11 protein-coding genes are annotated in these 13,728 nt (G+C 61.5%); 9 read left to right on the top strand and 2 right to left on the bottom strand.

Annotation, left to right across the window (positions count from 1 at the left end):
* Nucleotides 1–64: 64 nt before the first annotated feature.
* Nucleotides 65–853, bottom strand: coding sequence for a thermonuclease family protein (locus tag VC35_RS09945; RefSeq protein ID WP_046039636.1), 789 nt, complete (start codon nucleotides 851–853; stop codon nucleotides 65–67).
* Nucleotides 854–888: 35 nt separating this feature from the next.
* Nucleotides 889–1,107: a 50S ribosomal protein L31 gene (rpmE, locus tag VC35_RS09940; protein ID WP_008047849.1), complete on the bottom strand. Its 219-nt coding sequence runs from the start codon at nucleotides 1,105–1,107 to the stop codon at nucleotides 889–891.
* Nucleotides 1,108–1,394: 287 nt separating this feature from the next.
* Between rpmE and VC35_RS09935 the strand changes: the two genes are divergently transcribed.
* From VC35_RS09935 to phaC (VC35_RS09895), 9 genes are all read left to right on the top strand, one after another.
* Nucleotides 1,395–3,614, top strand: coding sequence for a primosomal protein N' (locus VC35_RS09935; protein WP_046039635.1), 2,220 nt, complete (start codon nucleotides 1,395–1,397; stop codon nucleotides 3,612–3,614).
* 203 nt (nucleotides 3,615–3,817) lie between these two features.
* Nucleotides 3,818–5,554: an arginine--tRNA ligase gene (gene argS / locus VC35_RS09930; protein ID WP_046039634.1), complete on the top strand. Its 1,737-nt coding sequence runs from the start codon at nucleotides 3,818–3,820 to the stop codon at nucleotides 5,552–5,554.
* A gap of 1 nt (nucleotide 5,555) precedes the next feature.
* Nucleotides 5,556–6,269, top strand: a complete 714-nt coding sequence (locus VC35_RS09925; RefSeq protein WP_007975583.1) for an SPOR domain-containing protein — start codon at nucleotides 5,556–5,558, stop codon at nucleotides 6,267–6,269.
* 287 nt (nucleotides 6,270–6,556) lie between these two features.
* Complete coding sequence (gene hslV, locus VC35_RS09920) at nucleotides 6,557–7,087, top strand: ATP-dependent protease subunit HslV (RefSeq protein ID WP_046031180.1); 531 nt, start codon at nucleotides 6,557–6,559, stop codon at nucleotides 7,085–7,087.
* A 54-nt stretch (nucleotides 7,088–7,141) separates the two neighbouring features.
* Nucleotides 7,142–8,479, top strand: coding sequence for an HslU--HslV peptidase ATPase subunit (hslU, locus tag VC35_RS09915; protein ID WP_046039631.1), 1,338 nt, complete (start codon nucleotides 7,142–7,144; stop codon nucleotides 8,477–8,479).
* A 64-nt stretch (nucleotides 8,480–8,543) separates the two neighbouring features.
* Nucleotides 8,544–8,921: a gamma-butyrobetaine hydroxylase family protein gene (locus tag VC35_RS09910; protein WP_046039629.1), complete on the top strand. Its 378-nt coding sequence runs from the start codon at nucleotides 8,544–8,546 to the stop codon at nucleotides 8,919–8,921.
* Nucleotides 8,922–9,180: 259 nt separating this feature from the next.
* Entirely contained in the window at nucleotides 9,181–10,860 is a 1,680-nt protein-coding gene (phaC, locus tag VC35_RS09905) for a class II poly(R)-hydroxyalkanoic acid synthase (protein ID WP_046039627.1), read from the top strand.
* A gap of 157 nt (nucleotides 10,861–11,017) precedes the next feature.
* Entirely contained in the window at nucleotides 11,018–11,872 is an 855-nt protein-coding gene (gene phaZ / locus VC35_RS09900; protein ID WP_046039626.1) for a poly(3-hydroxyalkanoate) depolymerase, read from the top strand.
* Between the two features lie 116 nt (nucleotides 11,873–11,988).
* On the top strand, nucleotides 11,989–13,671 hold the full coding sequence (phaC, locus tag VC35_RS09895) for a class II poly(R)-hydroxyalkanoic acid synthase (protein WP_046039625.1): 1,683 nt from the start codon (nucleotides 11,989–11,991) through the stop codon (nucleotides 13,669–13,671).
* The last annotated feature ends 57 nt before the right edge of the window (nucleotides 13,672–13,728 follow it).

Genomic DNA, 13,728 nt, shown 5'->3' with positions numbered 1-13,728 from the left:
AGAGCCGCGGAACACAAGGGATCTACTGTTCACAATCGATAGAAAAAATGTCTACAACTTTTAATCACTGCACGACTTGAAGCATCGCCGGGTCGGTCAAGGGCAACATCCAGCGCGCCTGACCTTCTTTCAGTCCGCCACGTCGCGAACGATCCAGCACCCAACCGCGCGCCTCGATCTGCTTGCCTTCGAGCCTTTCCAGCGAGGCTGCATCGAACCGCCCCAGCAGATTGGGCGCAACCTTCAATACAACTGAATCCTGCAATTCGATCCAAACCCCGCCGCGATTGCGTTGCACCTTGCTCACACGACCGCTGAGCACGGCGAAACCGGAAGCATTGATCTGATCCGCTTTCAGTACAGGAGACTGGCGCCACACACCGAGCCCGGCCTGCCGAGCGCTGCTTTCTGCGGCTTGCTGACAGGTAACCAGATCGACATTCGGCGCCACGGCCACCTGAAACCCCAGGCCTTCGGCGAGCATTTGCGCTTCAAGGTTGGCACCATCGGCACCGTAGACATGGGCCAGGGTGCGGCCGTAATGGTCTTTGCTTTCTTTGCCGGGCAGCAAACCAACCTGCCCGTCACTCGCCGCCACCAGGGCTTCGAGTCGCTTGCGCGCGACCACGGCGAACGGTTCGTCGGAGCGGCCACTCTTGCCTAGCTCCGGTGTGTTCAAGCCGATCATGCGCACGCTGCGGCCATCGCTCAGGCGCAGGGTGTCGCCGTCCACCACCCGCTGCACCGCGACGGGCGTCAGGCCGCTTGGCGCCGGGCAAAACGCCTGGGCGCTGGATAGCCAAATCGCGGACATAAAAAAGGCGCCCGCGAGGGACGCCTTTTTCATCAGCATGGAAAAACCGGAACGGCTTCCCAAGTTGATTGGCCTTAGGCCTTTTTCGCGCCGAAAGCACCGAAACGGTCGGCGAAGCGCTGAACGCGGCCGCCAGTGTCCAGAGTCTTCTGCTTACCGGTGTAGAACGGGTGGCATTCGTTGCAAACGTCGATCGCCAGGGCTTTGCCGAAGGTCGAACGGGTTTCGAACTTGTTGCCGCAGCTGCAGGTAACAGCAACTGCTGGGTATTCTGGATGGATATCAGCTTTCATGGTGTCTTCCTCAGGCTAGCGTGCCGCCACCCAACACTATTGTTGAATACCGCACGTAATTAGGCCGCGGATTCTACCAGACAATCCCATTCACGCAAGCTGTCCCTCAAACCGGTCGTCTGCTAGGCTCCCGGCCCAATACGCGATCCCCTGTAGGAGTGAGCCCGCTCGCGATAGCGGTCTGCCAGTCGCCGCAATGTTGACTGCAAGATTGCTATCGCGAGCAGGCTCACTCCTACAGGTTATATGTCACGCCCCCCTATTGTTTGTTGATCGAGATCCCCCGCGTGCCCGACGCCATTTTGCGCCTCGCCCTGCCTTCGCCGCTGCGCCGCCTGTTCGACTACCGCGCACCGGCCGGCATCCTGCGCGCCCAGTTGCACCCTGGCATGCGCCTGCGGGTGCCGTTCGGTCGACGCGAGATGATCGGTATTCTGGTGGAAGTCACCGACACCAGCGAAGTGCCGGTCGAGAAACTCAAGCCGGCCCTGGCCCTGCTCGACGCTACGCCACCGCTGCCGCCCGCGCTGTTCAAGCTGTGCCTGTGGACCTCCCAGTATTACCAGCACAGCCTCGGCGACACCTTGAGCTGGGCACTGCCGGTGTTGCTGCGCCAGGGTGAACTGGCCGAAGCGCGCCAGGAGCGTTTCTGGTCCGCCGCGCCGGGGGCCAGCCTCGATGACCCGCGCATCGCCCGCGCCCCGCGCCAGCGCGAAGCCCTGGCCACGCTGGCCCAGCATCCCCATGGCGTCGCCCATCAATTGCTGAGCAAACTGATGCTGAGCAAGGACAGCCTGGATTTGCTGCTGGCCAAGGATTTGGTGCAGGTCGAGATCCGCCGGCACGCCCCGGGCGCACGCCACGAACACTGGCTGGCGCAACCGGAACTCCCGCTGAACCCGGAGCAGCGTGCCGCCTATGAGGCGATTCGCGCCGGCTTCGACAGTTATCACGCGTTCCTGCTGGCCGGTGTCACCGGCAGCGGTAAGACCGAAGTCTATCTGCAGTTGATCCGCGAAACCCTCGAGGCCGGCAAGCAGGCGCTGGTGCTGATCCCGGAAATCAACCTCGGCCCGCAGACCCTGGCGCGCTTCGAGCAGCGTTTCAATGCCCGTATCGCACTGATCCATTCGGCGGTCAATGACCGCGAACGCCTCGAGGCTTGGCTGGCCGCCCGGGACGGTGAGGCCGACATCATCATCGGCACCCGCTCGGCCCTGTTCACACCGATGAAGAACCCCGGCCTGATCATCATCGACGAAGAGCACGACGGTTCCTATAAACAGCAGGAAGGTTTGCGCTACCACGCCCGCGACCTTGCGTTGGTGCGGGCGCGACAGGAAAACATCCCGATTGTCCTCGGCTCCGCCACCCCTTCGCTGGAAAGCCTGCACAATGCCTACACCGGCCGCTATGGGCTGCTGCGCTTGAACGAGCGAGCCGGCGGCGCCAAACAGCCGCGTTTCCTGCGTCTGGATGTCAAAAGTCGCCCGCTGGACAGCGGCATTTCCGGGCCGATGCAACAAGCCATCGGCCAGACCCTGGCTGCCGGGCAGCAGGTCCTGGTGTTCCTCAACCGCCGCGGCTTCGCCCCGACCCTGCTATGTCATGACTGCGGCTGGATGTCCGAGTGCCAGCGCTGTGATGCGCGGATGACCGTGCACCAGCGTTACGGCGAGCTGCGCTGCCACCATTGCGGCTACGTCGAACGCGTGCCGCGCCAGTGCCCGAAGTGCAACAAGGTCGATCTGCGCCCCGTTGGCGCCGGCACCGAACGGGCCGAGGAGCGCTTGGCGATTCTGTTCCCGGACTATCCGGTGCTGCGGGTCGACCGCGACAGCACATCGCGCAAGGATGCGATGAACCAGTTGTTCGCGACCATTCAAAAAGGCCAGCCGTGCATCCTGATCGGCACGCAGATGCTTGCCAAAGGTCACCACTTTCCACGGGTGACACTGGTGTCGATCCTCGACGCCGACGGTGGCCTGTTCTCCGGCGACTTCCGCGCCAGCGAGCGCATGGCTCAACTGATCGTGCAGGTCGCCGGCCGCGCAGGTCGCGCCGAAGAGCCGGGCAAAGTGATTATTCAGACGCACCTGGCCGACCATCCGCTGCTGGTGCAATTGACCGAGCAAGGCTATTTCGCCTTCGCCGAACAGGCCTTGAGCGAACGCCGTGCGGCCGGATTGCCGCCGTTTGCGCACCTGGCGCTGCTGCGGGCCGAGGCGCACAAACCGGGTCAGGCCGAAGGCTTCCTGGATGAGGCTTGCAGCGAGGCGGAGCGATTGCTGGCCGAGCAGAATCTGACGGGGATCGAATTACTGGGACCGGTCCCGGCACCGATGGAGCGCCGGGCCGGGCGTTATCGTGCGCAACTGTTGGTACAGGCTACGGCGCGGGCACCCTTGCATCGATTGCTGGCCAGTTGGTTGCTGGTGCTGGAGCAGATGCCGAGCGGGCGGGCGGTGCGTTGGTCTTTGGATGTTGATCCAGTCGATTTGTATTGAAAGTTTAAAAGATCGCAGCCTTCGGCAGCTACAGAAAAGCGCGATCAGCGGAGCTGCCGAAGGCTGCGATCTTTGCCCCTTTTGTCACCACACATCCATATCCTGCCTGCTATGGTTGGCAAGCCCGTCTTCGCAACGGATAATGCCCAGTTTTTCCACCAGCGCATGATGCGCCGCCGCGCCTGCGGTCGAAAGAGAAGACCATGAAAGACACCATTCGCCAGCTGATCCAACAAGCCATCACCCAACTCGTCAACGAAGGTGTGTTGCCTGAAGGCCTGTCGCCGGCGATCCAGGTGGAAAACTCCCGCGACAAGAAGAACGGCGATTTCGCCAGCAACATCGCCATGATGCTGGCCAAGCCGGCCGGCATGAAGCCCCGCGATCTGGCGGAAAAAATCATTGCCGCGCTGCCGGCTGACGAAAATGTCGCCAAGACCGAAATCGCCGGCCCAGGCTTCCTGAACTTCTTCCAGAACACCGACGCCCTGGCGACCCGCCTGGACGCCGCCCTGGCCGACGCCCACATCGGCGTACGCAAGGCCGGCCCGGTGCAGCGCACCGTGGTTGACCTGTCGGCACCGAACCTGGCCAAAGAGATGCACGTCGGCCACCTGCGCTCGACCATCATCGGCGACGGCGTGGCCCGTGTACTGGAATTCCTCGGCGACACCGTGATCCGTCAGAACCACGTCGGCGACTGGGGCACTCAGTTCGGCATGCTGATGGCTTACCTGCAGGAAAACCCGATCACCAGCGACGAGCTGTCGGACCTGGAGAACTTCTACCGCGCCGCCAAGCAACGCTTCGACGAATCCGCAGAGTTCGCCGACCGCGCCCGTGGCCTGGTGGTCAAGTTGCAGGCCGGCGACGCCGATTGCCTGGCACTGTGGACCAAGTTCAAGGACATCTCGCTGTCCCACTGCCAGAAGATCTACGAACTGCTCAACGTCAAACTGACCATGGCCGACGTGATGGGCGAAAGCGCCTACAACGACGACCTGATCAACGTGGTCAACGATCTGAGAGCGGCGGGCATGCTGGTCGAGAGCAACGGCGCACAGTGCGTGTTCCTCGACGAGTTCAAGAACGCCGACGGCGACCCGCTGCCGGTGATCATCGTCAAGGCTGACGGCGGCTACCTCTACGCCACCACCGACCTGGCGGCCGTGCGCTACCGCAGCGGCAAGCTGAAGGCCGATCGCGCGCTCTACTTCGTCGACCAGCGTCAGGCCCTGCACTTCCAGCAAGTGTTCGCCGTGGCGCGCAAGGCCGGCTTCGTGACCCATCCGATGGAAATGGAACACATGGGCTTCGGCACCATGAACGGTGCCGACGGTCGTCCGTTCAAGACCCGTGATGGCGGCACCGTGAAGCTGATCGACCTGCTGACCGAAGCCCAGGAGCGTGCCTACACCCTGGTCAAGGACAAGAACCCGGAGCTGGCCGAAGCCGAGTTGCGCAACATCGCCAAGGTGGTGGGCATCGGCGCAGTGAAATACGCCGACCTGTCCAAACATCGCACCAGTGACTACAGCTTCAACTTCGACCTTATGCTCAACTTCGAAGGCAACACCGCGCCGTACCTGCTGTACGCCTACACTCGCGTGGCCGGCGTGTTCCGCAAGCTCGGCAAGGACTTCAGCGAAGTCGACGGCCAGATCGTTCTGGAAGCGGCACACGAACACGAACTGGCGGCGAAGCTCGCGCAGTTTGGCGAGATCCTGAACAACGTGTCCGAAAAAGGCACCCCGCACATCCTTTGCACTTACCTGTACGACGTCGCCGGCCTGTTCTCCAGCTTCTACGAGAACTGCCCGATCCTCGCCGCCGATACCCCGGCACAAATGCAGAGCCGCCTGCGCCTCGCCGCGCTGACCGGACGCACCCTCAAGCAAGGCCTGGAACTCTTGGGCCTGGAAACTCTGGAGCGTATGTAAGTTGGCTGCCAAGAAAAAACCTGCACCCAAACGTGGCGCCAGCCGTTACCAAGCTCCTGCAAAGCAACCGATCCCGGGCTGGCTGTGGATGGCCATCGGCCTGACGGTCGGCGCCTTCATCGTATTCCTGATGAAGCTGGAACCGGGCAAAGGCAGCGACACGGTCAAGCGTGAAAAAGTCGAGCAACAGCAACAGCAGAAAGCCAGCAAGATCGCCGAGGCCAACAAGACCCCGCCGAGCCCGACGCAACCGGTGAAGCCGAAGTACGACTTCTACACCTTGCTGCCGGAATCGGAAGTCATCGTGCCGCCGGATGCCGTGCCGGAAAAAACCCTGCCGACGCCGCAAGTGCCGGCCATCCCGACCACGCCGGTCACCCCGGCCGAAGCGGCGAAGATCGACACGGCTCGCGCCCAGGCTGCCTTGGCCGGGATTACTCCGCCTCCTGCGCCGCCGGTCAAGGCTGCGCCTGTGACGAAGTTTTTCCTGCAGGCTGGCTCGTTCCGCAAAGAGACTGATGCGGACAAGGTTCGGGCGCAGATCATCCTGCTGGGCCAGGCCGTGGCGGTTGAGTCCGGCACGGTGAAGGACGAAACCTGGTATCGAGTACTGGTCGGACCGTTCAGCAACCGCGAACAACTGACCACTGCGCAGAAACAATTGGCGGGCGCAGGCTTTAGCAACTTGCTGTTACAACAACGCCAAAGCCGATAACGCTCCCTGTGGGCACCTTGCTTGAGGTTGCCCACAAAACCCTGTGGCGAGGGGGCTCGCCCCCGTTCGGTCGCGCAGCGGCCGCAAAACCGGAATTCCGGACTTGTCTGAAGCAACATGGTGTCCGGGTTTTGGGGGCGCTTCGCACCCCAGCGGGCGCAAGCCCCCTCGCCACAGTTATTGCACGCCATTCGTCCCCCGCCGCGCCCTACGGTTGAAAAACGCTCCACCACCCCCATATGAGTTTGCATAAGGCATTTTCGCCCCGCTGCGTGGAGACTCTTCCCTTGACCACCATCGTTTCAGTTCGCCGCCACGGCAAAGTCGTCATGGGCGGCGACGGCCAGGTTTCCCTTGGTAATACCGTGATGAAAGGCAACGCGAAAAAAGTTCGCCGCCTGTACCACGGCCAGGTCATTGCCGGTTTTGCCGGTGCCACCGCCGACGCCTTTACCCTCTTCGAACGTTTCGAAGGCCAGCTTGAAAAGCATCAGGGCCATTTGGTCCGTGCCGCCGTCGAACTCGCCAAAGAATGGCGCACCGACCGCTCCCTGAGCCGCCTTGAAGCCATGCTCGCGGTCGCCAACAAAGACGCCTCCCTGATCATCACCGGCAACGGCGATGTGGTTGAACCCGAAGAAGGCCTGATCGCCATGGGTTCCGGCGGCGGTTACGCCCAGGCCGCTGCCAGCGCGCTGCTGAAGAAAACCGATCTGTCGGCCCGGGAAATCGTCGAAACCGCCCTCGGCATCGCCGCCGACATCTGCGTATTCACCAATCACACTCAGACCATTGAGGAGCAGGACTGCGCCGAGTAAGCCCGTGCAGCCACCGCACCACGGCTCATTCTTGCTTGAGGTCCTTTAAATACTATGTCCATGACTCCCCGTGAAATCGTCCACGAACTCAATCGCCACATCATCGGCCAGGACGATGCCAAGCGCGCCGTCGCCATTGCCCTGCGCAACCGCTGGCGCCGCATGCAGCTGCCTGAAGAGCTGCGCGTTGAAGTAACGCCGAAGAACATCCTGATGATCGGCCCGACCGGCGTCGGTAAAACCGAGATCGCCCGTCGCCTGGCCAAACTGGCCAATGCACCGTTCATCAAGGTCGAAGCGACCAAGTTCACCGAAGTCGGCTATGTCGGCCGCGACGTCGAGTCGATCATTCGTGACCTGGCCGATGCTGCGATCAAGCTGCTGCGCGAGCAGGAAATCGTCAAGGTTCGCCACCGCGCCGAAGACGCCGCCGAAGAGCGCATCCTCGACGCCCTGCTGCCACCGGCACGCATGGGCTTCAGCAGCGACGACGCCCCGACTGCCGACTCCAACACCCGCCAGCTGTTCCGCAAGCGCCTGCGCGAAGGTCAGCTGGATGACAAGGAGATCGAAATCGAAGTCGCCGAAATGGCCGGCGTCGATATCTCCGCGCCACCGGGCATGGAAGAAATGACCAACCAGCTGCAAAGCCTGTTTGCCAACATGGGCAAGGGCAAGAAGAAAGCCCGCAAGCTCAAGGTCAAGGAAGCGCTCAAGCTGGTGCGCGACGAAGAAGCCAGCCGCCTGGTCAACGATGAAGAGTTGAAGGCCAAGGCCCTGGAAGCAGTCGAGCAGCATGGCATCGTGTTCATCGACGAAATCGACAAGGTCGCCAAACGCGGTAATTCCGGTGGCGTCGATGTGTCCCGCGAAGGCGTACAGCGCGACCTGCTGCCGCTGATCGAAGGCTGCACCGTCAACACCAAGCTGGGCATGGTCAAGACCGACCACATCCTGTTCATTGCTTCCGGTGCGTTCCACCTGAGCAAGCCGAGCGACCTGGTGCCTGAGCTGCAAGGCCGCCTGCCGATCCGTGTCGAACTCAAGGCCCTGAGCCCCGAGGATTTCGAACGCATCCTCAGCGAGCCTCACGCCTCGCTCACCGAGCAATACTGCGCACTGCTGAAAACCGAAGGCCTGGACATCGAGTTCCAGCCGAGCGGGATCAAGCGCATCGCGGAGATCGCCTGGCAGGTCAACGAGAAAACCGAAAACATCGGTGCCCGTCGCCTGCACACCCTGCTCGAGCGCCTGCTCGAAGAGGTGTCGTTCAGCGCCGGCGACCTGGCCAGTGTCCATGACGGCAAGGTAATCCAGATCGACGCCGACTACGTCAACAGCCACCTCGGTGAATTGGCGCAGAACGAAGACCTGTCCCGTTATATCCTGTAAGCCATACTTGTAGGAGCGAGCAAGCTCGCTCCTACAGGGTTCCATCCATAACGGAACGGCGCTCATGACCCAACTCCCCACCGACATCAAGCTGCACAAAGCCTCGAAAACCCTGTCGCTCAAATACGCGTCCGGTGAGGAATACACCCTGCCCGCCGAGTTCCTGCGCGTGCATTCTCCTTCCGCCGAGGTCCAGGGCCACGGCAAACCCATCCTGCAATTTGGCAAGATCAACGTAGGACTGACCAAAGTAGAACCGGCCGGTCAGTACGCACTGAAACTGACCTTCGACGACGGCCACGACAGCGGCTTGTTCACCTGGGAATATCTGTACGAACTGGGGCGACGTTATGACGCACTCTGGGAAGATTATCTGGCCGAGCTAAAAGCCGCCGGAAAAACCCGCGACCCGAACGAATCCGTCGTCAAGCTGATGCTCTAATCCGAGCCTCTTGCTCTTTAGAGGGCATTTTCTAATTTCATCTGTTTGAATGCTCCGCTCCAGGGCCGCCGATTGGCCTGCTTGCGAAAAAAATTAAACTCGGGTAACCAATGGAACTGGCAAGTTCCCTGCAGTGCTCTCTGCATTAAAAAAGCAGCGATGCAGTATTAACGGTCACCCCGAGCAGTAGTACCTGGCATTGGCTGTGTGACTACACAGCAGGACCCGGTACTCGTCTCAGGACAATGGAGCGTCGTAGATGAGTAACAAGAATAACGATGACTTGAAGAGTCAAGCCTCGGAAAACACCTTGGGGCTGAATCCTGTCGTTGGACTGCGTGGAAAGGATCTACTGGCTTCTGCTCGAATGGTGCTCAGGCAGGCCATCAAGCAACCGATTCACAGCGCCAAGCATGTCGCTCATTTCGGCCTTGAACTCAAGAACGTGCTGCTCGGCAAATCCGAGCTGCTGCCGACCAGCGATGACCGTCGCTTCGCGGATCCGGCCTGGAGCCAGAACCCGCTCTACAAACGTTATCTGCAAACCTACCTGGCGTGGCGCAAGGAGCTCCACGACTGGATCGACGACAGTAACCTGCCGGCCAAGGACGTCAGCCGCGGGCACTTCGTGATCAACCTCATGACCGAGGCCTTCGCCCCGACCAACACGGCGGCCAACCCGGCGGCGGTCAAGCGCTTCTTCGAAACCGGTGGCAAGAGCCTGCTCGATGGCCTCTCGCATCTGGCCAAGGACCTGGTGCATAACGGCGGAATGCCGAGCCAGGTCAACATGGGCGCATTCGAGGTCGGCAAGACCCTTGGCGTGACCGAGGGTGCGGTGGTCTTTCGCAACGACGTGCTGGAGCTGATCCAGTACAAGCCGATCACCGAGCAGGTGCATGAACGCCCACTGCTGGTGGTACCGCCGCAAATCAACAAGTTCTACGTTTTCGACCTGAGCCCGGAAAAAAGCCTGGCGCGGTTCTGCCTGCGCAACAACATGCAGACCTTCATCGTCAGCTGGCGCAACCCGACCAAGGAGCAGCGCGAATGGGGTCTGTCGACCTACATCGAAGCGCTCAAGGAAGCGGTTGATGTGGTCACCGCCATCACCGGCAGCAAAGACGTGAACATGCTCGGTGCCTGCTCCGGCGGCATCACCTGCACCGCGCTGCTGGGCCACTACGCGGCAATCGGCGAGAACAAGGTCAACGCCCTGACCCTGCTGGTCAGCGTGCTCGACACCACCCTGGACAGCGACGTGGCCCTGTTCGTCGATGAACAAACCCTCGAAGCCGCCAAGCGCCAGTCTTACCAGGCCGGTGTGCTCGAAGGCCGCGACATGGCGAAAGTCTTTGCCTGGATGCGCCCCAACGATCTGATCTGGAACTACTGGGTCAACAACTACCTGCTGGGCAACGAGCCGCCGGTATTCGACATTCTGTTCTGGAACAATGACACCACCCGGTTGCCCGCCGCGTTCCATGGCGACCTGATCGAAATGTTCAAAAGTAACCCGTTGACCCGTGCCGATGCACTGGAAGTGTGCGGAACGCCGATCGATCTGAAGAAGGTCACCGCCGACATCTTCTCCCTGGCCGGCACCAGCGACCACATCACTCCGTGGCGCTCCTGCTACAAGTCGGCGCAACTGTTCGGCGGCAACGTTGAATTCGTGCTGTCCAGCAGCGGGCACATCCAGAGCATTCTGAACCCGCCGGGCAATCCGAAATCGCGCTACATGACCAGCATCGAAATGCCCGCCAATGCCGATGACTGGCAGGAAGAGTCGACCAAGCACGCCGACTCCTGGTGGCTGCACTGGCAGGCGTGGCAGGCACAGCGTTCGGGCAACCTGAAAAAAGCTCCGCTAAAACTGGGCAACAAGGCCTATCCAGCGGGTGAAGCCGCACCGGGCACTTATGTACATGAGCGGTAACTGACACACCTCGCCCCACACTGTGGGAGCGAGCCTGCTCGCGATGGCGTTTGATCATTCAACATTGATGTCGACTGATCCGGCGCCTTCGTGAGCAGGCTCGCTCCCACAGGGGATTGGGGATGAATTTGAGATAGCGACCCACAGGGCCAGAAGCATGCCGCAACCCTTCATATTCCGTACCGTCGATCTGGATGGCCAGACGCTCCGCACGGCGGTACGCCCCGGCAAGCCTCACTTGACGCCCCTGCTGATTTTCAACGGCATCGGCGCCAACCTGGAGCTGGTGTTCCCGTTCATCGCGGCGCTGGACCCCGACCTGGAAGTCATCGCCTTCGACGTACCCGGAGTCGGCGGTTCGTCGACACCGAACCGGCCCTATCGCTTTCCGGGGCTGGCGAAACTCACGGCGCGGATGCTCGACTATCTCGACTACGGGCAGGTCAACGTCATCGGCGTGTCCTGGGGGGGCGCCCTGGCCCAACAGTTCGCCTACGACTATCCGGAGCGCTGCAAGAAACTCGTGCTGGCCGCGACGGCGGCGGGTGCAGTGATGGTGCCGGGCAAACCGAAAGTACTGTGGATGATGGCCAGCCCGCGACGTTACATCCAGCCATCCCACGTGATCCGCATTGCGCCGATGATCTACGGTGGTGCGTTCCGTCGCGACCCGACGCTGGCCGCCAGCCATGCGGCCAAGGTGCGTTCGGCGGGCAAGCTCGGTTACTACTGGCAGCTGTTCGCCGGCCTCGGCTGGACCAGCATCCACTGGCTGCACAAGATCCGCCAGCCGACCCTGGTACTGGCCGGCGACGATGACCCACTGATCCCGTTGATCAACATGCGCGTGCTGGCCTGGCGGATTCCCAATGCCCAGTTGCACATCATCGATGACGGGCATCTGTTCCTGATTACCCGGGCTGAAGCGGTGGCCCCGATCATCATGAAATTCCTGGAAGAGGAGCGCCAGCGCGCGGTGATGCATCCGCGTCCGGCGCCATTGGGCGGCTAAAACCGCTGGTTCAGCGGTCGGCAGGACGCCACGCCGCGCAACAACCCGTTACAGCGTCTATGGTGTTCTGGTTCAGTGTGTTTGTTTTTGGCCTGAAGACGAAGGAGTGTTGACTCATGCGCGAGAAACCAGCGAGGGATTCCTTACCGACTCCCGCCGCGTTCATCAATGCACAGAGTGCGATTACCGGCCTGCGCGGTCGGGACCTGCTGTCGACCCTGCGCAGTGTGGCCGCCCATGGCTTGCGCAATCCGGTGCACAGCGCCCGACATGCACTCAAACTCGGCGGTCAGCTTGGCCGTGTGCTGCTGGGCGAAACCCTGCACCCGACCAACCCGCAGGACGCTCGCTTCGCCGATCCGGCGTGGAGCCTCAACCCGTTTTATCGCCGTAGCCTGCAGGCCTATCTGAGCTGGCAGAAACAGGTCAAGAGCTGGATCGACGAGAGCGACATGAGCCCGGACGACCGCGCCCGCGCCCACTTCGCGTTCACCTTGCTCAACGACGCCGTATCGCCCTCCAACAGCCTGCTCAATCCACTGGCGGTCAAGGAGCTTTTCAATTCCGGCGGTAACAGCCTGGTGCGCGGCATCAGCCATTTGGTGGACGATCTGCTGCACAACGATGGCCTGCCCCGGCAAGTCACCAAGCAAGCGTTCGAGGTTGGCAAGACGGTCGCCACCTCCACTGGTGCAGTGGTGTTTCGCAACGAGCTGCTGGAGTTGATCCAGTACAAGCCGATGAGCGAAAAGCAGTATTCCAAGCCCCTGCTGGTGGTGCCGCCGCAAATCAACAAGTACTACATTTTCGACCTGAGCCCCCACAACAGCTTCGTCCAGTACGCCCTGAAAAACGGTCTGCAAACCTTCATGATCAGCTGGCGTAACCCGGATGTGCGCCATCGTGAATGGGGGCTCTCGACCTACGTGGAAGCCGTGGAAGAGGCCATGAACGTCTGCCGGGCGATCACCGGCGCACGGGAGGTCAACCTGATGGGCGCCTGCGCCGGCGGGCTGACCATTGCCGCGTTGCAGGGTCACTTGCAGGCCAAGCGACAGCTGCGCAGAGTGTCCAGCGCGACTTACCTGGTGAGCCTGCTCGACAGTCAGATGGACAGCCCCGCGACGCTGTTCGCCGACGAACAGACTCTGGAAGCCGCCAAGCGCCGCTCCTATCAAAAAGGTGTGCTGGACGGCCGCGACATGGCCAAGGTCTTCGCCTGGATGCGCCCCAACGATTTGATCTGGAGCTACTTCGTCAACAACTACCTGTTGGGCAAGGAGCCACCGGCGTTCGACATCCTCTACTGGAACAACGACAACACACGCCTGCCGGCCGCCCTGCATGGCGACCTGCTGGACTTCTTCAAGCACAACCCGCTGACTCACCCGGGTGGCCTGGAAGTCTGTGGCACACCGATCGATTTGCAGAAGGTTACCGTCGACAGCTTCAGCGTCGCCGGCATCAACGATCACATCACGCCGTGGGACGCGGTGTATCGCTCGACGCTGTTGCTCGGTGGCGAGCGCCGCTTCGTGCTGTCCAACAGTGGGCATGTGCAGAGCATCCTCAACCCGCCGAGTAACCCGAAAGCCAACTACGTCGAGAACGGCAAACTGAGCAGCGACCCACGGGCCTGGTACTACGACGCCAAGCGTGTCGACGGCAGTTGGTGGACCCAATGGCTGGACTGGATACAGCAACGTTCCGGCGCGCAGAAAGAAACCCACATGGCCCTCGGCAACCAGAACTATCCACCGATGGAGGCAGCACCCGGTACTTACGTGCGCGTGCGCTGACGTTCAACGAGCCACGGCCGCTGTCGGCCGTGGCAAGACCCGATGATTAAGAAGACT

The organism is Pseudomonas fluorescens (assembly GCF_000967965.1).
Lineage (GTDB): Bacteria > Pseudomonadota > Gammaproteobacteria > Pseudomonadales > Pseudomonadaceae > Aquipseudomonas > Aquipseudomonas grandcourensis.
The sequence above is the reverse complement of the archived record's forward strand: the minus strand, read 5'-3'. Positions and strand labels throughout refer to the sequence as shown.